General features: G+C 64.9%; 21 protein-coding genes and 2 pseudogenes. 11 read left to right on the top strand and 12 right to left on the bottom strand.

What is annotated here, in order from left to right:
- The first annotated feature begins 25 nt into the window (after positions 1–25).
- The 5 genes from HALZIN_RS0102710 to HALZIN_RS0102690 all read left to right on the top strand — a co-directional run bounded on the left by HALZIN_RS0102710 (position 26) and on the right by HALZIN_RS0102690 (position 3785).
- Complete coding sequence (locus HALZIN_RS0102710; protein ID WP_031382713.1) at positions 26–604, top strand: DUF3261 domain-containing protein; 579 nt, start codon at positions 26–28, stop codon at positions 602–604.
- Positions 601–1803, top strand: a complete 1203-nt coding sequence (locus HALZIN_RS0102705; RefSeq protein WP_031382712.1) for a beta-ketoacyl-ACP synthase — start codon at positions 601–603, stop codon at positions 1801–1803. Before HALZIN_RS0102710 ends, HALZIN_RS0102705 begins: the two co-directional genes overlap by 4 nt.
- Positions 1804–2319 (top strand): hotdog family protein, encoded by a 516-nt coding sequence (locus tag HALZIN_RS0102700; protein ID WP_035575107.1) that lies wholly within the window; start codon positions 1804–1806, stop codon positions 2317–2319. It abuts the gene before it with no gap.
- Positions 2309–3073 carry a 3-oxoacyl-ACP reductase FabG gene (gene fabG, locus HALZIN_RS0102695; RefSeq protein ID WP_051907341.1) on the top strand — a complete coding sequence of 255 codons (765 nt, stop codon included), beginning with the start codon at positions 2309–2311 and terminating at the stop codon, positions 3071–3073. Before HALZIN_RS0102700 ends, fabG begins: the two co-directional genes overlap by 11 nt.
- 103 nt (positions 3074–3176) lie before the next feature.
- Positions 3177–3785, top strand: a complete 609-nt coding sequence (locus tag HALZIN_RS0102690; RefSeq protein WP_031382709.1) for a hypothetical protein — start codon at positions 3177–3179, stop codon at positions 3783–3785.
- A gap of 198 nt (positions 3786–3983) precedes the next feature.
- Here HALZIN_RS0102690 and HALZIN_RS0102685 read toward each other — a convergent pair whose 3' ends face one another.
- Positions 3984–4838, bottom strand: a complete 855-nt coding sequence (locus HALZIN_RS0102685; protein ID WP_031382708.1) for a universal stress protein — start codon at positions 4836–4838, stop codon at positions 3984–3986.
- Between the two features lie 268 nt (positions 4839–5106).
- On the opposite strand from HALZIN_RS0102685, the gene HALZIN_RS0102680 reads away from it, so the two are divergent.
- Positions 5107–5448 (top strand): TraR/DksA family transcriptional regulator, encoded by a 342-nt coding sequence (locus tag HALZIN_RS0102680; RefSeq protein WP_031382707.1) that lies wholly within the window; start codon positions 5107–5109, stop codon positions 5446–5448.
- A gap of 33 nt (positions 5449–5481) precedes the next feature.
- Here the strand turns inward: HALZIN_RS0102680 and HALZIN_RS0102675 are convergent, their stop codons facing one another.
- The 5 genes and pseudogenes from HALZIN_RS0102675 to HALZIN_RS18275 all read right to left on the bottom strand — a co-directional run bounded on the left by HALZIN_RS0102675 (position 5482) and on the right by HALZIN_RS18275 (position 9829).
- Positions 5482–6693 carry an MFS transporter gene (locus tag HALZIN_RS0102675; protein ID WP_031382706.1) on the bottom strand — a complete coding sequence of 404 codons (1212 nt, stop codon included), beginning with the start codon at positions 6691–6693 and terminating at the stop codon, positions 5482–5484.
- Between the two features lie 163 nt (positions 6694–6856).
- Positions 6857–6997 carry a hypothetical protein gene (locus HALZIN_RS18030; RefSeq protein WP_160171082.1) on the bottom strand — a complete coding sequence of 47 codons (141 nt, stop codon included), beginning with the start codon at positions 6995–6997 and terminating at the stop codon, positions 6857–6859.
- Between the two features lie 19 nt (positions 6998–7016).
- The gene (locus tag HALZIN_RS0102665) at positions 7017–8507 is read right to left on the bottom strand and encodes a SulP family inorganic anion transporter (protein WP_031382705.1); all 1491 of its coding nucleotides are present in this window, start codon (positions 8505–8507) and stop codon (positions 7017–7019) included.
- 311 nt (positions 8508–8818) lie between these two features.
- On the bottom strand, positions 8819–9478 hold the full coding sequence (locus HALZIN_RS18280) for a DMT family transporter (RefSeq protein WP_051907340.1): 660 nt from the start codon (positions 9476–9478) through the stop codon (positions 8819–8821).
- Positions 9435–9829: pseudogene (locus HALZIN_RS18275) on the bottom strand (Glu/Leu/Phe/Val dehydrogenase dimerization domain-containing protein). The gene HALZIN_RS18280 and the pseudogene HALZIN_RS18275 overlap by 44 nt, the downstream one beginning before the upstream one ends.
- 354 nt (positions 9830–10183) lie before the next feature.
- Between HALZIN_RS18275 and HALZIN_RS0102645 the strand changes: the two are divergent.
- Positions 10184–11053: a halocarboxylic acid dehydrogenase DehI family protein gene (locus tag HALZIN_RS0102645; protein WP_031382701.1), complete on the top strand. Its 870-nt coding sequence runs from the start codon at positions 10184–10186 to the stop codon at positions 11051–11053.
- 92 nt (positions 11054–11145) lie between these two features.
- Here HALZIN_RS0102645 and HALZIN_RS0102640 read toward each other — a convergent pair whose 3' ends face one another.
- Entirely contained in the window at positions 11146–11817 is a 672-nt protein-coding gene (locus tag HALZIN_RS0102640) for a haloacid dehalogenase type II (protein ID WP_031382700.1), read from the bottom strand.
- A gap of 324 nt (positions 11818–12141) precedes the next feature.
- Here HALZIN_RS0102640 and HALZIN_RS0102635 point away from each other — a divergent pair, with 324 nt between their 5' ends.
- Together HALZIN_RS0102635 and HALZIN_RS0102630 are read left to right on the top strand one after the other, a co-directional pair.
- Positions 12142–12468: an alpha/beta fold hydrolase gene (locus tag HALZIN_RS0102635; protein ID WP_031382699.1), complete on the top strand. Its 327-nt coding sequence runs from the start codon at positions 12142–12144 to the stop codon at positions 12466–12468.
- Positions 12469–12588: 120 nt separating this feature from the next.
- Positions 12589–12873 (top strand): annotated as a pseudogene (locus HALZIN_RS0102630) (SDR family NAD(P)-dependent oxidoreductase); the annotation flags it as partial.
- A 20-nt stretch (positions 12874–12893) separates the two neighbouring features.
- Here HALZIN_RS0102630 and HALZIN_RS0102625 read toward each other — a convergent pair.
- On the bottom strand, positions 12894–13694 hold the full coding sequence (locus HALZIN_RS0102625; RefSeq protein WP_031382697.1) for an SDR family NAD(P)-dependent oxidoreductase: 801 nt from the start codon (positions 13692–13694) through the stop codon (positions 12894–12896).
- A 255-nt stretch (positions 13695–13949) separates the two neighbouring features.
- Between HALZIN_RS0102625 and HALZIN_RS0102620 the strand changes: the two genes are divergently transcribed.
- Entirely contained in the window at positions 13950–15371 is a 1422-nt protein-coding gene (locus tag HALZIN_RS0102620; RefSeq protein ID WP_031382696.1) for an APC family permease, read from the top strand.
- On the opposite strand, the gene HALZIN_RS0102615 is transcribed toward HALZIN_RS0102620, so the two are convergent.
- From HALZIN_RS0102615 to HALZIN_RS0102600, 4 genes are all read right to left on the bottom strand, one after another.
- Complete coding sequence (locus tag HALZIN_RS0102615) at positions 15359–16159, bottom strand: slipin family protein (RefSeq protein WP_031382695.1); 801 nt, start codon at positions 16157–16159, stop codon at positions 15359–15361. The two genes, HALZIN_RS0102620 and HALZIN_RS0102615, sit on opposite strands and share 13 nt — an antisense overlap.
- On the bottom strand, positions 16156–17625 hold the full coding sequence (locus tag HALZIN_RS0102610) for an NfeD family protein (RefSeq protein WP_035575105.1): 1470 nt from the start codon (positions 17623–17625) through the stop codon (positions 16156–16158). The genes HALZIN_RS0102615 and HALZIN_RS0102610 overlap by 4 nt, the downstream gene beginning before the upstream one ends.
- A gap of 79 nt (positions 17626–17704) precedes the next feature.
- Entirely contained in the window at positions 17705–19504 is a 1800-nt protein-coding gene (locus HALZIN_RS0102605; RefSeq protein WP_031382693.1) for a DUF748 domain-containing protein, read from the bottom strand.
- Between the two features lie 13 nt (positions 19505–19517).
- A complete protein-coding gene (locus HALZIN_RS0102600) occupies positions 19518–20192 on the bottom strand; it encodes a haloacid dehalogenase type II (RefSeq protein WP_031382692.1) in 675 nt (224 codons plus the stop codon).
- Between the two features lie 212 nt (positions 20193–20404).
- Here HALZIN_RS0102600 and HALZIN_RS0102595 point away from each other — a divergent pair, with 212 nt between their 5' ends.
- Positions 20405–21364 carry a 4-hydroxyproline epimerase gene (locus HALZIN_RS0102595; protein WP_031382691.1) on the top strand — a complete coding sequence of 320 codons (960 nt, stop codon included), beginning with the start codon at positions 20405–20407 and terminating at the stop codon, positions 21362–21364.
- Positions 21365–21398 lie beyond the last annotated feature (34 nt).

The following is a 21398-nucleotide window of genomic DNA, read 5'->3' as shown; positions in this document are numbered from 1 at the left end:
GCCGCGTCCGCCGCGGTGCGCTGAAATGAGTCGCATCGCCTATCCCCGAGTGCTCGGCGCCGCGCTGCTGCTGGCGCTGCTCGCCGGCTGTTCGCTGGCCCCGCCGCTGCCGCCCGCGCCCAGCCAGCCGGTGCTCGCCGAGCCGGCGACGCTCAAGCGTCAGCTGATCTTCGAGCGCGATGACCGCCGCGAGACCCAGACGCTGATCGCGCTGATTCGCCTCGCTGGCAGCGAGCTGCGCGTGGCGCTGCTGACTCCCTACGGCCAGCGCCTGGTGACGCTGGTCCAGGACGTCGGCGGCAGTCGCTACGTCGCCGGCGACGTGCCGCTCGCCGAGATCGAGCAGCGCCTGCCGCCGGCCGACTGGCTGGCGGCGCGGCTGCAGTGGTGCCTGTGGCCCGCCGAGGCGCTGCGCGAGGCGTTCGCCGGCACGCCATGGCGCTTGACGCTGAGCGAGCGCTCGCGGGAGATTCGCTACCGCGATCAGTTGATCGCCCGCATCAGCCCCGCCGACAGTCACGCCGGCACTCGCCAGCCGGTATTGCTCGACGATCGTCAGGGTCAGTACCGTTTACGTATCATCCCGCTGAAGGATTCCCCATGAGCGACGCCGCGTCCCGCTGCGTACCCTGCCGACTCTCGCCGCCCGGCATGGTGTGCAGCCTCGGCGACGACAATGAGCGCATCGCCGAAGCGCTGTTCAATGGCCGCCGCGGTCTCACCGTCAGCGACGCCTTCACGCCAGGACGACCGCTACCGGTGGGCCAGGTCGCGACGCCACTGGCCGATACCAGCGCCTGGCCCGCCGAGCATGTCAGTCGCAACAACCAGCTGCTGACACTCGCGCTGGAACGGCTCGGCGAACAGCTAGACGCAAGCCTCGAGGCGGCGCTGACGCGCTATTCACCGAGGCGTGTTGGCGTGGTGATCGGCACCAGCACCTCGGGGATCGGCGAGACCGAGGCGGCGCTGGCCACCGCCGGACGCTCGGCGCCGCTGCCCGACAACTTTCGCTACGCCCGCCAGGAGCTCGGCGCGCCGGCGCGCTTCGTCGCCGAGCAACTGGGGCTGACCGGTCCGATGTATGCGCTGTCCACCGCCTGCAGCTCGAGCGCCCGGGCGCTGGCCAGCGCCCGGCGGTTGCTGCTTTCCGGCGAGTGCGACGCGGTGATCGCCGGCGGCGCCGACAGCCTGTGCCGGCTGACCGTCAACGGCTTCGCCAGCCTCGAGGCGGTCAGCGAGCGTCCCTGCCTGCCATTTTCCGCGCATCGCGACGGCATCAACCTCGGCGAGGCGGCGGCGCTGTTCATGGTCACCGCCGAGCGTGGCGGCATCCAGCTCGCCGGCGTCGGCGAAAGCGCCGACGCCTACCATATCTCGGCGCCGCGCCCCGACGGCAGCGGCGCACTGGCGGCCATGCGCGGCGCGCTCGAGCAGGCCGGTATCGCGCCGCAGCAGGTCGATTATCTCAATCTGCACGGTACCGGCACGCTGCATAACGATCGCATGGAAGCGTTGGCGGTCGGCGCGCTGTTCGCCGATTCGCCGCCGGTGAGTTCGACCAAGGCGCTGACCGGCCACACGCTGGGCGCCGCCGGCGCGCTGGAGGCGGCGTTCTGCTGGCTGGCGCTGGCGCATGGCCGATTGCCGCGCCACGTCTACGACGGCGCCTACGATCCCGAGTTGGCGCCGCTGACGCTGGTCGACGACCCCATGCCCGCCCGGCCGCCACGCCATGCGCTGAGCAACTCCTTCGCCTTTGGCGGCAACAATGCCAGCCTGCTGTTGAGCCGGGAGGATTGAATGACTTACGCCTCGCCCCCCGACATCGCCCTCGCCCTGCCCCGACCCATCGCCGAGTATGTCCCCCACGCTGCGGGCATGTGCCTGCTCGACACGCTAATCGCTGCCGATGAACACGGCCTGACCGCCCGGCTCGCGCCGCGCGCCGACGATCTGTTCGCCGAGGCTGCAGGGGCGCCTGCCGCAGGAATGCCTGCCCAGGGCATCCCCGGCTGGGTGGGCATCGAGTGGCTGGCCCAGGCGGTCGCGGCCTGGGCCGGCTGGCAGGCCGCGCAACGCGGCGAGTCGTCGGCGATGGGTGTTCTGGTGGGCAGTCGGCATTACACCAGTTGCAGACCGCACTTTTCGATTGGCGTGACGTTCGAGGTGCGCATTGGCTGCGATTGCGTCGCCGCCAACGGCCTCGGTCAGTTCAGCGGCGAGATCCTGGCAGTGGATACTCCCGGCGCCGCGCCGCTGGCCGAGGGCCGGTTGACCATCTATCAGCCGCCCCAGGACGCCGCCCATGACCCGTGACAACGCCTCGCTCTCCACGACCGCCCGCGTCTCCGGCACGATCCTGGTGACCGGCTCGAGCCGTGGCATCGGCAGGGCGATCGCCCTGCGCCTGGCCCGCGACGGCTTCGACGTGGTGCTGCACTGCCGCAGCCGGATCGCGGAGGCTCAGGCGGTCGCCGAGGAGATTCGCGGGCTGGGCCGTCGAGCCCGCGTGCTGTGCTTCGACGTCACCGAGCGCGCCCAGGCGCGCGCCACTCTCGAAGCCGACATCGCCGAACACGGCGCCTACTACGGCGTGGTCTGCAACGCCGGCATCACCGCCGACGGCGCCTTCCCGGCGCTGACCGACGAGGCCTGGGACAGCGTGATCGACACCAGCCTCGACGGTTTCTACAACGTGGTGAAGCCGCTGGTGATGCCGATGATCCGCCGCCGCGCGCCGGGGCGCATCGTGGTGATGTCGTCGGTCTCGGGGCTGATCGGCAATCGCGGCCAGGTCAACTACAGCGCCGCCAAGGCCGGCCTGATCGGCGCGGTCAAAGCGCTCGCCGTGGAGCTCGCCAAGCGCCGCATCACCGTCAACTGCGTGGCGCCGGGGCTGATCGACAGCGACATGACCGCCGACGGCGACTTCGCCGAGGCGCGCCGGGCGATCCCCATGCAGCGCCTGGGCAGCGCCGACGAAGTGGCCGGCGCGGTGAGCTTCCTGTGCGGCCCCGATGCCGGTTACATCACCCGCCAGACGCTGGCCGTCAATGGCGGGCTGTGCTGACGCAGCTGTCCAGCGACGAGCGACATCGTCAAGTTATCGTCCGTGCAGCCGATAACAGCCAGAGATGAGGTGGGTTCCGCCTCGCCGGAGCCGGGAGCCGGGTGTGACAACACTGATCGTTTTCGTGGTAGTCGCCACGTTATTGCTGGGCGGGCTGGGCATCGTCGCCAGTGCGCCGAGCTGGCCGCTGGCGCCGGACACCCTGGCGCTATTCGGGGTCTATGGCCTGGCGCTGGTCGCCGCCATGGGCCTGGTCGTGCTGCTGGTGGTGATCGTCGCCCAGCAGCGTCACCAGCAGCAGACGCTGATCGAGAGTCTGGCCGGCCAGCAACGCCAGCAGCGCAGTCTCGAGACCGCCCAGTTGATGGAGCGCTTCGTTCATCAGGCCGAAATGCTGCTTGCCAAGGACAGCCTCGATCCCAACAAGCGCAGCGTGCAGCGTTGCCTGGGACTCGATGCGCTACGCGGCAATACCGGGCGCGGCGATCCCAACTACCACCGCCTGGCACGGCTCTTCGAATGGCTCGCCGATACCGCCGACGAAGCCCGCAACGACCCTGCGCAGTATCGCTTGATCGAGCCGATCCTGCGCCAGTACGCCGAGATCGCCGACCAGTTGTGCCGGGTCGGCGAAGTCCGGGCGGAACGCCTGGCACCGCTGCTGCAGTTCCAACCCTCGCCGCCGGCGATCGCCGACGAGAGCGCGCTGTAGACCCTGGCGCTCGCCCGGCGGCTCAGTACAGCCGGGTCTGCGGGGTCGGCTGGGTGTGTTCGGCCTTGATCGCCGACCTCGCCAAGCAATGCGTCGACGCCGTTATGGATGACCGCCCGGCTCATGCGGGTCTGGATATCGTGACGCTGAATCATGCTGTTGGCTCCTTGAATAGCGCGGGTACCGTCGGTTGGGCGTTCAACGTAGCAGCAGCAGCGGAATGTCGGCATTGCGCAGCATCGCCGTGGTGGTGCTGCCGACCAGCAACTGGCGGATTCGCGAATGACCGTAGGCGCCCATCACCAGCAGGTCGATGGCGTGCTCGTGCTGGTATTCGTGCAGGCTGGCTTCCACTTCGCCGGCGCGAATCGCCCCGTGGGCCTTGATCCCCGTGTCGTTGAGGATATCGAGCGCCCAGTCGAGCTGGGCCTGGATATCGGCGATATCCGCGCCGATCATCACCACATGGCAGGCCAGGCCCTTGAACAGCGGGCTATCGGCGATCATCTGCACGCCCTTGCGGGTGGTCTTGCTGCCATCGAAGGCGATCATCACCCGCTCGGGCGCGCGATAGCGCTCGGGCACCATCAGGATCGGCCGATGCATCGCCCGCACCACGCGCTCAAGATTCGAGCCCAGATGCTCACTGGCCCGGTGCGCCGACTCGCCGCGCTTGCCCAACACCAGCAGCCGGATGTCGCCGCTGAGTTCGCTCAGCGTCTCGACCAGCTCGCCGTTGCGCTGGCGGGTCTGGGGCTCGGCGACGCCTTCCTGCTGGGCGCGCTGACGGGCCTCGTCAAGCATCAGCCGGCCCTGCTGCTGGGCGACCTTGGCGCGCCGCTCGTCGAGCTGGGCAAGCTCGTCGAGCAGGTGTTCGCGACTGCCCAGGCCGATATTGCCGGACAGGTCGCCGGCCTGCGGTGGCGGATGGTTGTCCAGCACGTGCATGAACACCAATGGCGCAGCCAACCGCTGGCTGGCCCATACCGCGTAGTCGCAGACCGCCGGCGCATAGCCGGAACCGTCGATACAGGCCATGACTTGCTCACTCATCGCGCGCGTCCTTCCTCTCTGTCCATTTACCTCGTTTCTAACTCATCCGGTGCGCCGTGAACAGCACCCGACACATCCCCGGGACGATCGGAGTCGGCTCACCAGCCTCTCGAGGGCATCCGTCCATGGCTATCCTGCGAAGCCCGGTCGCCTGTGGATCATGCATCGGCCCGGGGCAATCGCTACACAGCCGGATCTGGATCTCCTAGAATTTCGCCATGGCTTACCGTTTAGCCGTGGTCCTGTCGCGAGCGTACTGGAGAGTTCGATGAATCACCCCGAGATTGATGTCGAAAGCATCATTGCGAAGCTGCACAGCACCCGCGACAAGCTGCTCGAAGAGAGTGCCGATAGCACCGACTCGCGTGCCACGGTCATGCTCGATCAGACATCGGTGGGCCGTCTTTCGCGGATGGACGCCATGCAGGCCCAGGCAATGGCCAAGGCCGAAGAGCAAAGACGCCAAGTCACGTTGCGTAAAATCCGGTCTGCACTGGCGAGACTCGAGTCAGGCGAATTCGGCGAGTGCATCGACTGTGGCGAATGGATTTCATTAGCAAGATTGCAATGGGACCCGACCGTACTCAAGTGCATCGACTGCGCAGATTAAGGCCACGCACAGAGGTGATTACGGCAAGCCGCTCTATTGCCGGCTGACGCCACGAGCAGCTTCCTGCAGGGGCTTCCAGGCCAGCAACCATCCGATAGCGGCCATGGCGACCATCAACAACAATATCGTCGTGAACGCTATGCCGGCATCCAGCAGAAGGCCGAACACCGCAGGCGCCAGGCCTGACGAGAATACCATCCCCGCTGCAAAGACCGAGCGCAGCGTCGCCAGGTTCCTGCTTCCCCATATTTGAATGAGCAGGCTCGTTATAGTCGGCTCCTGCATGCCGGTGACCAGGCCCGACAAGAGCATGTAGGCAAAAATTCCATAGGCATTTTGAAGGCCGACGGCGATCAATAGACCCGCCATCAGCGGGAACAGATATAAACGCGCCATCATTGCCGCACCCAGCCTATCGACCAGACGCCCTGCGATCAGGGCGCCGCATACGCGCCCCGTTGCTGCCAGCGCAAAGCCCACGGCAAAGGCCGAGGGCGTCGCATCGAACTCTCCGACCAGGTCCGCTTGAAATACGAAAATTCCGGTGTTGACTATCCCGATCGACATCATCATCAAGCTGAGCCGCCAGAAGCGCATGTCACTCAAAGGCCGGGGAGACGAGTCGGTGTCGCTTTTATCTGTTTTAGGATGATGCTGATGGGATGGCGTTGGCCAAGTGTCAGTCAAGGTCAATACAGGCAGCCAGATAACCAGCAATGTCGCCAGCATTACCCACCACACTTCCCTCCAGCCCATGACAAGCAAGGCCCCCGCAATGGCGGAGGGCAGTATCGCCTCGCCGATCGGCATCGCCAGGGTGACCAGTGCAAGCGCGCGGCCACGGGCCTGAGCGACCTGTTTGGCGACAACCGTCGTACCCAGGTGAGTGAGCAAGCCCTGGCCACAAAACCGGACCAACCCGAGCCCGATAAGCGCCGTAATGGGCCATGACGTCAGCGTAAGAAGTAGAACCCCCAGCGTCATGGCCAGTACGATAAATGCTGCAAACAGGCGGGCGGGGACCCAATCCAACGTAGGCCCGATAAAGAAGATCAAGAAACCGGAGATCAGCGTTACCGCTGAGTAGGCCATGCCGAACTGCCCGTTGGTCAGTGCAAAGGTTTCGGAAATGGCCGGTTGGAAGAATCCGACGACGAAGGTCTGTCCCAGGTTTCCCGAAAAGACCGCTATGAAGCAAAGCGCGAGAACTCCCGGATACTGCTTGACGACATCCTTGTAACTCATGATCGAAGCTCCCTGTTAGCGCGCTGCCTGCAGCCTGCTCCCAGAGCAGGCGCTTAGGGCCTTTCCGGGCCGCCATCCGGTATTGCACCGCGAGAAGCCCCTTTCGATGGCGCCAGGTCCGATCAGCCGGAACCCCAGCGCCTGTCGAAGCCAGGCCAGGCGATCAACGGATGATCAGGACGGGGACGCTGGCATGGCGGATCATGTCGGTGGTGGTGCTACCCACCAGGCTGGCCCAGGCTGCGGCATCGCATACGGCAGGCGAGAAGCTGGAGCCATCGATACATGCCATTATCTCTCGCATTAGTAGTCGCTCCTTATTATCAGTGGCCGCTCATCAGCTTCTCGACGGCGTCCGGCTTGTCGTGGATGGCGAAGCGATCGACGATGGTCGCGCTGGCCTCGTTGAGGCCGATCACCTCGACGTCGGTGCCCTCGCGGCGGAACTTGATCACCACCTTGTCGAGCGCGCCGACCGCGGTGATATCCCAGAAGTGCGCATGGGTCAGATCGATGCTCACCCGCTCGACGGTTTCCTTGAAATCGAAGGCGTCGGTGAAACGATCCGCCGAGGTGAAGAACACCTGGCCGACCACGCGGTATTCACGGGTACGCCCGTCTTCGCTCATGGCATTGCCGATATACAGCACTCGGCCGACCTTGTTGGCGAAGAACAGCGAGGCCAGCAACACGCCGACGAACACTCCTATCGCCAGGTTATGGGTGACGACCACGACGATGACCGTGGCCACCATGACGATATTGGTGCTCATGGGGTGCTTCTTCAGATCGCGCAGCGATTCCCAGCTGAAGGTACCGATCGAGACCATGATCATCACCGCCACCAACGCGGCCATGGGAATCTGCGACACCCAGTCGCTGAGGAATACCACCAGCAGCAACAGGCCGACGCCGGCGATCAGCGTCGACAGCCGGGTGCGCCCGCCGGATTTGATGTTGATCACCGACTGGCCGATCATCGCGCAGCCGGCCATGCCGCCGAACAGCCCGGCGCCGATGTTGGCGATGCCCTGCCCCTTGCACTCGCGGTTCTTGTCGCTGGGCGTATCGGTCAGATCGTCGACGATGGTCGCGGTCATCATCGATTCGAGCAGGCCGACCACGGTCAGCATCACCGCGTAGGGGAAGATGATCGCCAACGTCTCGACGTTCAACGGCACGTCGGGCCACAGGAATATCGGCAACGTGTCGGGCAGCTCGCCCATGTCGCCGACGGTGCGAATGTCCATGCCGCTGACCAAGTAGACGAGGGTCAGCACCACGATGCAGATCAGCGGCGAGGGCACGGCCTTGCCGATCTTCGGCAGCAGCGGGAACAGGTAGATGATGCCCAGTCCGGCCGCGGTCATCGCATAGACATGCCAGGTGACGCCGGTCAGCTCGGGAATCTGAGCCAGAAAGATCAGGATCGCCAGGGCGTTGACGAAGCCGGTGACCACCGAGCGCGAGACGAAGCGCATCAGCTCGCCCAGATGCAGGTAGCCGGCGACGATCTGCAGCACGCCGGTGAGCAGCGTGGCGGCGAGCAGGTACTCGAGGCCATATTCGCGGACCAGGGTGACCATCAACAGCGCCATGGCGCCGGTGGCCGCCGAGATCATCCCCGGCCGGCCGCCGGCAAAGGCGGTGATCACGGCAATCGAGAAAGATGCATAGAGGCCGACCTTGGGGTCGACACCGGCAATGATTGAGAAGGCGATCGCCTCGGGGATCAGCGCCAGGGCGACGACGATGCCGGCCAGCGAGTCGTTCTTGATGTTGGAAAACCAGGTCTGTCGAAGGGAGCGAATCATTCTCGGTTCCGTTGTTGTCGGAGACGCAGCGCGCAGTCAACGCGGCCCTGAGCCGGCCGCTCCATGAATGGCGATGATCTCTGCACTGAGTGTCGGGCACAGCAAGACGGCGGCGAGCGGAGAATGCCCAAGGCACGCTCACGTCGCGGCGTGCCGGGCACGCGGGGAGGCAGGCGGTTCGCTAGGGTGGACTGCTCGCGGCACTCGAGGGCATGGCCGTGTCGATCCCGTGGTTGGTAGCCGGGTGTGTGCGTCAGCCGTCGAAAGGTTGCGACCTTGGTCTAAAGGCTATCGACGACAAGTGGCGGAGTCTAGCAGCTATCGCCAGCGGCTTCACCCCGCGCGGGGCCGCTTGCCGCGCGTTCGCGACGCCGGTCGAGCAGGCCCTTGGTCATCAGCGTGCCCACTACCAACGCGCCGCCGACGAAGGCCAGCGGCGCAGGCGTCTCACCGAGTAGCCACCACACCCATAGCGTGCCGGTGACGGTTTCCAGCAGCATCAGCAGGCTGACATCGGCCGCCGTCAGATACAGCGGCCCGCGCTGAATCAGCGTGAAGCCCAGCGGCAGCAGCACCAGGCAGAGCAGCGCCAGGTAGCCGGCCTGGGCCGCCGTGGGCACGACCACGGCGTCTCCGGCGGCCAGCCCTGCCAGCCACGCCGCAGCGGCGACCAGCAGCCCCGAGAGCACCAGCATCGGCGTCATGTCGACGCCGGGACGGGTGCGGCACAGCGTGAAGTTCGAGGCCATCGCCAACGCCGCCATCACCGCGAAGGCGTTGCCCAGCCAGGAGCCCGGCCCAGCGTTGGCCAGCACATCCGGAAGGACGGTAACGCCGCGCTCCTCGAGCGTGGCGTCGGCATTCGCGGTGATCGGCCCATTGGCGATTTCAAGAATGCTTTTGGCCCGCACCTGACCGACATTGGCGTCATCGATCTGGTTTTCCAGGGCGGCGAGCGAGCACCAGCACATCGACACCCAGCGCCAGCAGGTCGGCGTTGCTCATGCGCTCGACCCCGGATTCCTCGCACAGCGACGACTCGCAATAGACCATGCCCTTGAGCTCGCGGGTCGCGTGCTTGTGGCGGTAGATCCGCTCCAGCTCGAGCCGCGACAAGGCCTTGGGGTCGACGCACACGCCCCCTTTCGCCCCGCCAAAGGGCAGATCGAGGACGCTGCACTTGATCGCCATCCAGAAGCCGAGCGCGGTCACCTCGTCCGCGGTAACGTCTGGATGAAAGCGGACCCCCCCTTCGCCGGTCCCCGCGTATCGTCGTACTGCACACGCCAGCCCTGGAAGACCTGTAACGAGCCGTTGTCCATGCGTACGGGGATACTTACCTGCAGGGTCAGCGCAGGTTGCGCCAGCCGACGCCGCGTCTCCTCGGCAATATCGAGATCGCTGTAGATCGCCTCCAGGCGAGACTGTGCATCGCCCAGGGTCGTCCGTTCATCGCTCATCACTCGCTCCTTCGAGAGTGTCCGCCGCATCATGCACAGCGGCTGTCCTACCCAATCCTTGCTCTGTCTGCACAGGGTAGGCATATGCCCCTCTTCTCTCCAACGCAATGAATTACGGACCCGCACAAGAACCGGTCCGGCCCGATGGGTTTTGCTCCAGAGAAGAGCGACGCCTATCGTTGTTGTAAACACCTCGATGCCTTGGATGGAATGCCCATGAACGAAGCAGATCAGCAGCGCCTGGCCGCTGGCGAAGCCCTTCTCCCTTCCCTGACCGACATCACGCCGGACAAGGCCGATGCCCAGATTCGCGAGACCTATGAGTCTATACAGACGATACTGCGCGTGCCGTTCAACAATTTTCTCTTCCGTGCACTTGCCAATTGGCCGGATTATTTCGATGGCGCATGGCGCGCATTGGCGCCTGGCGTCGGCACGTACGCATTCGAAGAAGTCGCCGATGAGCTCAGGGCGGCAGCCATACTCGATCCACTCCCCACCGACACGGATTGGTCGGCGCTCGGGGCGCTGGAGGATATCCAACCGTTTACCGACAGCATCCACTACGTCCTGCCCAAGCTCGTACTGCTCGCGACCTGTCTCGACCTTGGGCTCGTTCCCGCTCCGCGTGATAGCGCCATCCTGCCACGCGCCGTAGCGCCCGGCACGCGGGCGCTCGCCATGCTGAGCGAGCAGGAGGCGCCGGCCGATGTAAAAGCGATCTTCGAGGATATAAAGGCTACTCATGCCCACCCGGGGGTCGCCAGTTATTATCGGGGGATCGCCCATTGGCCGGCGTTTCTTTCCACGGTCTGGCAGCAAGTGAAAGCACGCGTCGAATCGGACGATTACCGCGCGCGCAAGAAAGAGATCCTCACGCTTGCTCAACAAGCCGTCGAGCAGCGCCTCGATGCCCAACCGCTGGAAACCGTCACCGGCCTGCCCCGGCCCGATGAGGTCGGCAACATCGCCGCCGTGTTCCGCTATCGGTTCACGACAGACCTGCTACTCGACGTCGGCCTGATCCAGGGCATGCTGGGTGGCCGCCAGGCCGCCATGCGATCTCGCTTCAGTGTCCATCGCTGACCGGCCTCATTCATCTGCAGTGCGAGTTGACGGGTTCGGCTCTTCGACGCGCGTGAGCGACTGCGTCTCGATCGACTTGCGGTGCGAAAATCCTAGGCTTGGCGAGCGAGGATCTTCTCGACGACCTCTCGCATGTCGTCTCCCTTTATGTCCGGCTGGATCCCCACCGGGTTGAGCACCTTGCCCGGCCGCGCGACGAACGCCGTCTGGCAGCCGGCACTCGCCGCACCGGCGATGTCCCACGCGTGTGCCGCAACCATCGTCATCTCGGCCGTGGTGATGCCCAGGCGCTCCGCGACCATCCGGTAGGGTTCGGGGGCTGGCTTGTAGCGCTTTACCTCTTCCACCGCCATGATGGCGTCGAAGCAGTCCGTCAATCCGGCCGATGCCAGTTGCTGCTTCGCCGTGTCCAGGCTGCCGTTGGTCAAGGCGGTGAGGTGCAGGCCATGGTCGCGCAGCGATTGCAATGCCTGCAGCACGTCCGCATGGGGCGGCAGCGTCTTGAGTCCCTCCACCAGTTCCTGTCGCTGAGCGTCGGTCACGTCGATTCCCCGTCGCCGACCGGTCATGGTCAAGGCGCCTTGGACCAGCTCACCGAAGGGCTGGTAGCGGTCGATGACGGTTGCCGTAAGCCAGCTCTCTTCCAGGGTCAGAAACCACTCGACACGCGTACGAGCATCGCCGAACAGCCGCTCGAAGAAAGGATCGAGCGCCGCAACGTCGAGCAGCGTCTCGTTCACGTCGAATATGATATGCCGGGGCATGATGCCTCCTTTCCGCCCATGCGGTGTTGGCATGCGTTTGGCGAACCACTCACCGCAACGCAAATGGAACCACTGGTACAACTAGATCATTCGCCGCGTCCTGGCCAACCGGAATCGTCGTCACTGCTTCGAAGTGAGCGTCTGCGATCGGTGGCAAAAAGAGTTAAATTCATGCAAGAAACCGCCTCCAATGACAACTAGAGTGGAGGAACAGTTGAAGGAACAGCCAAGGAAAAAACGCATGGATGGAGCAACTTCAATCATCAATACCTACACGTCGGCGGCCATCGCATCGCGTACCTCGAGCAGGGCGCGGGCCCGCCGGTGCTTCTGCTGCATGGCATTCCGACGTCCAGCCTGCTCTGGCGCAACGTCATCCCGCCCCTGGCACGCACGCATCGCGTGATCGCGCCGGACCTGCTCAACTACGGCAAGTCCGACAAGCCCGACGATGCCAACGTCTCCATCGAAGCGCAGAGCCGGATGTGCTCTGGGGCGTCACGATCCCTTTCAGAAACCCGAGTACGCGGAGAAGCTCAAAGCGACGCTACCAATACACGCCTCGAATGGGTAGACGCCGCGCACTGGATTACCGAAGAACGCCCGGATGAGGTCGCGGAAATTCTGGGTCGTTTCCTGAAAGCGCGATAACGCCAGCATCCCCGGCCGTATGGCCCAAATGACGAAAAAAGTTACGGAAGAACAGGAAGGCAAGGATGTCGATCAACCAGACGCTGCGCAAAGCGGCAGGATGCGCCCTCGTCGGCGGAGTACCGCCGACTGTTCAATACCAATTTCTGGGGTGTCGTTTTCGGCTCGCCCGCCGCCCGCAAACATTTGCGGCAATACGGGGGCGCGATCATCGCGGTGGGTAGCGCCGCTTGCGAGTTCGCGCTTCCGGTTCAGGGCATGTACTCGGCGTCCAAGCATGCGATCAAAGGGTTCATCGATGCCTTTCGGCTCGAAACCGAGCAGGAGCGGGCACCCATCGCGGTGACGCTGATCAAGCCCGCCTCGATCGACACGCAGCTTCCCGATCATGCCGTCAACTATTAGGTCCTCAAGCCGGACACCTCTCACATGCTGCGATGGCGCGCAGCGCGCTGTTCGAGACTGGCTTTCTTTTCCTCGATCAGGCTGTCGGCCTTGCGCGGATTGTCGTGATTGGTTTTAACCAGATCAATGAAGTCATCCCCGCCACGGATCACATCGATAGCGTCGTTTTCGAGACCGGCCACCAGCGCGTCGGCGACCGCTTCGGGCGTCTCGTAGCCCGCTTTATCGCCGGAGTCGGCCGTCTCCATCATCGGCGTATCCGTGGCACTGGGGTAGACGGTCATGACGTGTACGCGCTCATCGGAGAGTTCCCGCCGCAGGGCCTCGCCAAACCGCGCAAGCCCGCCCTTGGTCGCGGCATAAGGCGCATAGAAAGGCATCCCGACCAGACCGATGGAAGACGAAACATTGACGATAACGGCCGCTTCACTCTGGCGCAGGCTGGGCAAGGCGGCGCGAATGAGCAGTATCGGTGCGATGAGATTGACTTCCACTTGCTTGCGTATATCGCCGGGCTCGATCGTTTCTAGCTCGCCCGCACTCACGCTCCCCGCGCTATTGACGATGCCATCCAAACCGCCGAAATGCGCAACGATCTGGCGCAGGGTGCTTTGCTGCCAGGTTTCGTCGCTGACGTCTCCGGCCAATACCAAGGCCTCGCCGCCGGCCTCTCGTACCAGGCGCGCCGTCTCTTCGAGGGGTTCCTTGCGTCGGCCCGATAGCGTCAACCGCGCGCCCTTGCGTGCCAGCGCCACGGCGGTGGCACGGCCGATGCCGCTACCGGCGCCCGTGACGAAAATCGATTTCCGAGTAATATGCATGATCAATCTCCTTGAAAGTTGGATGCCCTACCTGGCTTTTCATGCGCAGGTCAGCGGTCGCGGACAACTGCGCCTAACAAGGCAAGTTAGCCTAGACCTCGGTGATATCGCCAATCCAACTCAACGCCAGCCTGGCGAGCTGTACAACGCGGCTCCGCCCCACTGCTATTTTGATGAATAGGTTTGAAGGACAGGCCCCGCCCGGCCACTCGCGGCGGACCATCACGGACGACCACCAACACGGCTGGAATACCCATGAATGAGACTTCGCATGACCACACACTAGTACGCGTACTCGCGCGGGGCGACGTACTGGCGCTGGCCTTCGGCGCCATGATCGGCTGGGGCTGGATCGTGCTGACCGGCAACGCGATCCTCGATGGCGGCAGCCTCGGCGCCATCCTCGCCTTCATCCTCGGCGGCATCGCCGTGCTGCTGGTGGGGCTGACCTACGCCGAGCTGGCCGCGGCGATGCCCAAGGTCGGCGGCGAGCACGTCTACAGCTACCGCGCGCTGGGGCATTTCGCCTCCTTCCTGTGCACCTGGAGCATCGTGCTGGGCTACGTCAGCGTGGTGTCGTTCGAGGCGGTGGCGCTTCCCACCGTCTTCGAGCAGTTGCTGCCCGGCTACGATGTCGGCCTGTTGTGGACCGTCGCCGGCTGGGACGTCAAGGCCACCTGGGTGGCGGTGGGCGTGATCGGTTCGCTGGCGATGATGGCCATCAATTACCTCGGCATCAGCACGGCGGCGCTGGTCCAGAAGCTGGTCACCGGGCTGATCCTGGTCGTCGGGGTATTGTTCATAACCGGTGCGCTGTTCGCCGGGGACGGCGTCAACATGGCCCCGCTGTTCAATCACCAGGCCAGCGGCGGCTGGGCCGGCGGGATCATGGCGGTGCTGGTATTGGTGCCGTTCTTGTTCGTCGGCTTCGACGTGATTCCCCAGGCTGCGGAGGAGATCGACCTGCCGTTTCGCGATATCGGCAAGGTGCTGATCATCGCGGTGCTGATGGCGGTGGCCTGGTATTCGCTGATCATCCTCGGCACCAGCCTGATGCTCGACCACGAGGCGCTCACCACGAGTTCGCTGAGCGTGCCGGACGCCATGGCCGCGGTCTTCGCCAGTCCGTGGGGCAGCAAGCTGATGGTCCTGGCGGGCATTGCCGGGATCATCACCAGTTGGAACGCCTTCTACATCGGCGGTTCGCGGGCGATCTACGCGCTGGCTCACGCCGGCATGCTGCCCGCCTTCCTCGGCAAGCTGCACCCGATCTATAAAACGCCCACCAATGCCATCGTGATGATCGGCGCACTGTCGAGCATCGCCCCCTTCCTGGGCCGCCCGGCGATGGTCTGGCTGGTCGATGCCGGTGGGCTGGGCATCGTGATCGCCTATTTGTTCGTGGCGCTGTCGTTCATGGTGCTGCGCTCGCGCGAGCCGCAGATGGAGCGGCCGTTCCGGGTCGCCGGAGGCAAGCTGGTGGGCGGTCTCGCCGTGGTGCTGTCCTTCGCCATGGCCTGCCTGTACCTGCCCGGCAGCCCCTCGGCGCTGACCGCGGTCGAATGGCTGGTGTTCGGCGGCTGGATGATCTTCGGGCTGGCCATGTACCTGTATGCCCTGCGCCGCTATGGTCGCGCCTACAGCGATGAGGCGATGCAGCGCGTCTATGGACGCTGACGCTCAGGCGCTGCAGGGTCATCGGTCGGGGGCGTGGCGTGCTCGCCGCGCATCGCGCGGAACGCCTCCATCACGTCCAGCGGCAACGGAAAGACGATCGTCGAGGCGTTCTTGGCGCTCATGTCGCTCATCGTCTGCAGGTAGCGCAACTGCAGCGCCGCCGGGTTGGCCGACATCACGTTGGCCGCCTCGAGCAGCTTCTGCGAGGCCTGCAGTTCGCCCTCGGCATGAATCACCTTGGCGCGCCGCTCGCGTTCGGCCTCGGCCTGACGGGCGATGGCGCGGATCATGCTCTCGTCAAGATCGACGTGCTTGATCTCGACGTTGACCACCTTGATTCCCCAGCTTTCGGTCTGCACGTCGAGGATCTCCTGGATGTCGTCGTTGAGCCGATCGCGCTCGGAGAGCATCTCGTCGAGATCGTGCTTGCCGAGCACCGAGCGCAGCGTGGTCTGGGCCAGCTGGCTGGTGGCGGTGGCGAAGTGCTCGACCTGAATGATCGCCTTCTCGGGATCGACGACGCGAAAGTACAGCACCGCGTTGACGCGGACGGTGACGTTGTCCTGGGAGATCACGTCCTGCTCGGGCACATCGAGAGTGACCAGCCGCAGATCGACCACCTGCATCTTCTGGATCACCGGGATGATGATGAACAGCCCCGGCCCCTTGACCCCTTGGAAACGCCCGAGGAAGAACACCACTCCGCGCCTGTACTCGGGAAGGATGCGGATCGAAGCAGCGATCAGCAATAGCAGCAGCACGATCGGCACAAGATAGTAAAGCATCATGTCGGACCTCCTGGTTTCGGCCGTGAAAGAGCATTCGATGCGGGTGTTTCCTGCGTGGATACGCCAGGCTCGGTAGTAACCTCGACGGTCAGTCCATCGACCGCGACCACGCGCAGCCGCTGGCCGGTGCTTACCGGCCGAGCACTGCGCGCCCGCCAGCGTTCACCGCGCAACCGCACGTGGCCGTGCCGCTGTTGGGGCGTACCGAAAGCCTCCAGCGCGCAAGCCTCGGCGCCGATCAGCTCGCTCTGCCCGGCACGTGGAGGGCGGCGCCGCAGATGCATGAAACGCAGCATCACCCATAGCATGAACCCCGAGGCGACCAGCGCCACCCCACCGATCAACGGCAGCGACACCGCCAGGTTGCGATCGTCCATCAGCATCACCGAGCCTGCCACGAAAGCGACGATACCGCCGATGCCCAGCACCCCGAAGCTGGGCATCATCGCCTCGCCGACGATCAGCGCCAGCCCCAGCAGGATCAGCCCCAGCCCGGCGTAGTTGATCGGCAGCACCTGGAAGGCGAACAGCGCCAGCAACAGGCTGATGCCGCCAACCACCCCTGGCACCAGCATGCCGGGATTGATCAGCTCGAAGACCAGGCCGTAGAAACCCACGATCATCAGCAGGTAAGCGACGTTGGGGTCGCTGATCACGCTCAGCAGCTTGGTGCGCCAGTCAGGATCGAAACGTTCGAGGGACAGCCCGGCGGTTTCCAGGCTGCGCGTGCCGTCGGCCATCACCACCTCACGGCCGTCGATGCGCTCCAGCAGTTCGGCAACGTCGCCGGCGATGACCTCGATGACGTTGGCATCGAGCGCCTCGCGGGCGGTCAGGTTGACGGCATCGCGCACCGCGCGTTCGGCCCACTCGGCATTGCGCCCCTGGCGCTCGGCAAGGCTGCGAATGTAGGCCACCGCGTCCTCGAGTACCTTGCGCTGCATGGCGGTGTCGCCGCGCCGCGGGCCTTCATCCTCAGCCTGGTTGCCGCTGGCATCGCCCTCGTCCGCGCTCTCATCGGGCTGTTCGCCGCCGCCGATACGCACCGGCGTCGCCGAGCCCAGATGGGTGGTCGGCGCCATCGCCGCGACATGGCTGGCATATACCAGATAGGTGCCGGCGCTGGCGGCACGCGCGCCTTCGGGGGCGACGTACACCGCCACCGGCACCGTTGATGCGAGCATCGCGCTGATCATGTCGCGCATCGCCACGGCCAGCCCGCCGGGCGTATCGAGGCGCAGTACCACCAGCGCCGCACCGTCGCGCTGGGCCTTTTCCAGGCCGCGCTGAAAGTAGTCACTGGTCGCCGGACCGACGCTGCCTTGCAGCGTCAATACCAGCGCATGGCGCTGGGTTTGGGACGGCTGCTGGGCGCTCGCCGCCCAGGCCAGCAGCATCGCGCCCAGCAGGCAGGTCAGCCAGAGCAGGCGGCGATAACGGCTGGAGTCCGGGTCTCGTGGCGACATGACTTCCCCGTGCAATCGAGTGATGCTGTGTTCAGACTAGCCCAGCGCGACCGTCATCAGCCAATCGGGCGCCGCAAGATCACTGGCGAGTGCGGGCCCGCTCGTAGAGCGCCGTCGGACCGTCTTCGTCGCTTTCCGTGGACTCGGCATCGCTCCGGGCAGCGCTCGTTTGGCCCGTGCCGCTGTCATTGCCGGCGTCCGAACCGTCTTCACCACCACCCCCGGCCACCTCGGAAAGCGTCTCGAGCGGCGAGGAAACCAGGTTCTCGAGCGCCTCGCGGATCGCCTGGCCGGCGACACTGCCGAAATCCACCGAACCGGGATTATCCAGCGGGAGACGCATGGGGATGTCGAGCTCGATGACGCCATCGTCGTTCTTCAGCACGCCGATCAATGTCTTGAGCGGCAGATCGGTGGCCGAGGCGTCGACCTCTTCGCCGAGTTGCAACTGACGCAGGACGAGATGGTTCTGCGCCTCTAACCGGCCCTGCTCGAGTCGATAATCGAGATCCAGCGTCGCCTGGCCCTGCTCGATCGCATAGCCGCCGAACGCGCGCAGATAAGGCGCAAAGGTTTTCAGGTCGAGGCGCTCGAAGTGCAGGTTGAGGCGGCCGCTCAAGGTATCGCCCAGCGGGTCGAAGGCACCCTCGATACGCAGCGGCGAGCCATCGGCCACCTGGCCCTTCAGCGACAGCTGGCCGTCGCCTTCCCGGCCGGAATTGATGTCACGCCACTCGCCGGTCAAGGCCGAGAAATCGATGGTGAACGGGCGCGGCAGGTGACGGTCGCTGAAAGCCACGGCGCCCTGCTCGATGGCCAGGGTGTCGATCGCGTAGCGCATGCCGGCGCCTCCCGAACCATCGTTCGGCGGTCGCCAGGCATCGAGATTGGTGTCGAGTTGCTCGTCGATGGTCGTCCTGAGCCAGGGGGCCTCGAGCGTCACTCGCTTGGCGGTCAGCTCGGGCTGCGCACTGGCGAACGTCAGCCCCTCGACGGCGAAGCGCTCGGCGCGGGCGATGGGATCGCCGTCCTCGGGGTCGCGCATCTGGAGGCCCTCGATTGCCCCGGCGCCGGAGACCCGCGTGCCGGCATCGCTGGCCCGGCCCGCACGCAGGCGAATCTGCGCGCCCATTTCACCGGCGCTCGGCTGGGCGCGAACCACGTAGGCCAGGTAGCCCGACAGCGTGGTCAGCGGCACCTGCTCGGCGCTCAGATCGACATCCAGCGTCCATGGCGAGAAGCCCATCTCGCCCTCGCCGTTGAGAGTGCCGCCGTTCCAGTCCGCCTGGCCGCTCAAGCCGAAGGGCCGCTGCGCGGTGTTGTCGTAGTCGCGGGCCTCGAGCTCGAGGCCCTTTAGAGTCAGCGTCAACGGCTGGTCTGGCCGCCGGTTGATCCAGTCCAGCCGGCCATCGCTGACGTTGAGCCGAGCGATACGTAGCTGCATCGATTCTTTATTGCCGCCGCTGCTGCCGCCGAACAGCTGGGCCAGGTTCCATTCGCCGCTCGAGCGCCAGATCAGTTGCAGCCTCGGCGCCTCAAGATCGATCCGTTCGAAACGCCAGCCCGTTGCAGTCAACGAGCGCCAGTCGAGCGTCGCCACCACCCGGCGACTGGCGAACACCGGGGTATCGCCCTGGCCGGCAATGCTCAACCCCTCCAGCGTTACCCGCGAGCGCCACGGCGTGATGGCGACATCCTCGATATCCACCTGACGGCCGGTCTTGTCAGCCAGCATCCGGCTGAAACGCTGGTCGATATACGCCGGCAACACCCACAGCCAGACGACCAGCAACAGCGCCACGAGCGCCGCCAGCACGACCAGAACCACGCTGACGCGGCGTCTGACGAGCTTCAGCTTGCCCGGAACTCGAAGATTCATGAGCAGAACAGGTTCATTGACTGAATGCCGACGCCAGCTCGCCGAGATCGGCGACGGTCATGTCGGGTTCGCCGCCCCAGGGGTCGAACGGTGCCTCGGCGCTGCGCCGTACCCATACGGCACGCAGGCCGGCGTGCTTGGCGCCGATCACGTCGAAGGGATTGCTGGAGACCAGCCAGGTGTCGTGGGCGTCGGCTTCGATACGTTGATGAAGATGGGCGTAGACCGCCGGATCCGGCTTGAAGCGCTTGAGCTCCTCGACGCTGACGATATCGTCGAAACGATCGAGCACCCCGGCCTGATCAAGCAACTGGCTGACCGCCTGGCGGCTGCCATTGGAAAATGCCACTCGCTGCATCCTGAGTTGCCCGAGCCGTTCCAGCGCCGGCGCGACGTCGGCAAACGCCGGCAACTGGCCATAGGTAGCCATCAGCCGTTCCTTGTCGGTGTCGGACAGCCGTGTACCCAGCGCCCGGTCGACGAATTCCAGGGCCTCGCGGGTGCATTGCGAGAAATCGACGAAGGCACCCATCAGGCCGCGACGAAAAGCGTATTCGAGCTGCTTCTCGCGCCAGCGCTGCGAGAATTCGCCGGCACGCTCGCCGATCCGCCGGCTCAGTTCCTCGACCACGCCGTGGGTGTCGATCAAGGTACCGTAGACATCGAAAGCCAGTGCGCGCTTGCTCATGGGTCGTCCTTATCACGCTTGCCTGAATTGCTGGAGAATCTCCAATCTCTCTCAAACTGGTCGTTTTTTCGAGTCACGACAAGCCGATTGACCTGAAAGTCACTTGCACGAACACTTCTAGAGATTGTATAAAATCTACAACATTTTGGTCGCTCATTCATTCGGCCCTTGCCGCATGCGTCATGGACCCGCCAGAGCAGAGGAAAGCGTGCATGAAATGCATCCATGTCATCGATTCCCACACCGGAGGCGAACCGACGCGTCTGGTGATGGACGGCTTCCCGGCCCTGCCGGGCGAAACCCTGGTCGAAAAGCGCGACGCCTTGCGGGAATCCCATGACCACTGGCGTCGTGCCTGTCTGCTCGAGCCGCGTGGCAACGATGTTCTCGTCGGTGCGCTCTATTGCGAACCCGTTTCACCGGGCGCGACCTGCGGCGTGATCTTCTTCAACAACACTGGCTATCTGGGCATGTGCGGTCACGGCACGATCGGCCTGGTGGCATCGCTGCAGCATCTCGGCCTGATCCAGCCCGGCGATCACAGGATCGATACCCCCGTCGGACCGGTCAGCGCCACGCTGCACGAAGACGGCGCGGTGACGGTACGCAACGTCCCCGCCTACCGCTATCGCCAGCGCGTCCCGGTCGAGGTGCCCGGCTACGGCGTGGTGCATGGCGATATCGCCTGGGGCGGCAACTGGTTTTTTCTGGTCGGCGAGCATGACCAGACGGTGACGCTGGCCAACGAAGAAGCACTGACAGCCTTTACCTGGGCGATCCGCCAAGCGCTCGATACGCAGGCAATCAGCGGCGAGAACGGCGGCCACATCGACCACATAGAGCTGTTCGCCGATGACGTCGCCACCGACGCCGATACCATTACACCGGCCGACAGTCGCAACTTCGTACTCTGCCCGGGCAAGGCCTATGACCGTTCCCCCTGCGGCACCGGTACCAGCGCCAAGCTGGCCTGCCTGGCGGCGGACGGCAAGCTGGCCCCCGGCGAGACCTGGGTGCAGGCCGGCATCACCGGTAGCCGCTTCGAAGGACGCTACGAGTGGCGGGACGATCGAGTACTGCCCTCCATCACCGGCAACGCTTACGTCACCGCCGATGCCACGCTACTGATCGACGACAACGACCCGTTTGCCTGGGGCATCACCGCGTCATAGCAACGCTTCGAGACACTGTTCCGACCACAATACT

The sequence above is a fragment of the Halomonas zincidurans B6 genome (genome assembly GCF_000731955.1).
GTDB lineage: Bacteria > Pseudomonadota > Gammaproteobacteria > Pseudomonadales > Halomonadaceae > Modicisalibacter > Modicisalibacter zincidurans.
The sequence above is the reverse complement of the archived record's forward strand: the minus strand, read 5'-3'. Positions and strand labels throughout refer to the sequence as shown.

Bases quoted from the DNA above. Each gene is read 5' to 3' on its own strand.
- HALZIN_RS0102710 (WP_031382713.1), top strand. From the start codon at position 26: ATGAGTCGCATCGCCTATCCCCGAGTGCTCGGCGCCGCGCTGCTGCTG.
- HALZIN_RS0102705 (WP_031382712.1), top strand. From the start codon at position 601: ATGAGCGACGCCGCGTCCCGCTGCGTACCCTGCCGACTCTCGCCGCCC.
- HALZIN_RS0102700 (WP_035575107.1), top strand. From the start codon at position 1,804: ATGACTTACGCCTCGCCCCCCGACATCGCCCTCGCCCTGCCCCGACCC.
- fabG (WP_051907341.1), top strand. From the start codon at position 2,309: ATGACCCGTGACAACGCCTCGCTCTCCACGACCGCCCGCGTCTCCGGC.
- HALZIN_RS0102685 (WP_031382708.1), bottom strand. From the start codon at position 4,838: ATGAGTGAGCAAGTCATGGCCTGTATCGACGGTTCCGGCTATGCGCCG.
- HALZIN_RS0102680 (WP_031382707.1), top strand. From the start codon at position 5,107: ATGAATCACCCCGAGATTGATGTCGAAAGCATCATTGCGAAGCTGCAC.
- HALZIN_RS0102675 (WP_031382706.1), bottom strand. From the start codon at position 6,693: ATGAGTTACAAGGATGTCGTCAAGCAGTATCCGGGAGTTCTCGCGCTT.
- HALZIN_RS18030 (WP_160171082.1), bottom strand. From the start codon at position 6,997: ATGCGAGAGATAATGGCATGTATCGATGGCTCCAGCTTCTCGCCTGCC.
- HALZIN_RS0102665 (WP_031382705.1), bottom strand. From the start codon at position 8,507: ATGATTCGCTCCCTTCGACAGACCTGGTTTTCCAACATCAAGAACGAC.
- HALZIN_RS18280 (WP_051907340.1), bottom strand. From the start codon at position 9,478: ATGTGCTGGTGCTCGCTCGCCGCCCTGGAAAACCAGATCGATGACGCC.
- HALZIN_RS0102645 (WP_031382701.1), top strand. From the start codon at position 10,184: ATGAACGAAGCAGATCAGCAGCGCCTGGCCGCTGGCGAAGCCCTTCTC.
- HALZIN_RS0102640 (WP_031382700.1), bottom strand. From the start codon at position 11,817: ATGCCCCGGCATATCATATTCGACGTGAACGAGACGCTGCTCGACGTT.
- HALZIN_RS0102625 (WP_031382697.1), bottom strand. From the start codon at position 13,694: ATGCATATTACTCGGAAATCGATTTTCGTCACGGGCGCCGGTAGCGGC.
- HALZIN_RS0102620 (WP_031382696.1), top strand. From the start codon at position 13,950: ATGAATGAGACTTCGCATGACCACACACTAGTACGCGTACTCGCGCGG.
- HALZIN_RS0102615 (WP_031382695.1), bottom strand. From the start codon at position 16,159: ATGATGCTTTACTATCTTGTGCCGATCGTGCTGCTGCTATTGCTGATC.
- HALZIN_RS0102610 (WP_035575105.1), bottom strand. From the start codon at position 17,625: ATGTCGCCACGAGACCCGGACTCCAGCCGTTATCGCCGCCTGCTCTGG.
- HALZIN_RS0102605 (WP_031382693.1), bottom strand. From the start codon at position 19,504: ATGAATCTTCGAGTTCCGGGCAAGCTGAAGCTCGTCAGACGCCGCGTC.
- HALZIN_RS0102600 (WP_031382692.1), bottom strand. From the start codon at position 20,192: ATGAGCAAGCGCGCACTGGCTTTCGATGTCTACGGTACCTTGATCGAC.
- HALZIN_RS0102595 (WP_031382691.1), top strand. From the start codon at position 20,405: ATGAAATGCATCCATGTCATCGATTCCCACACCGGAGGCGAACCGACG.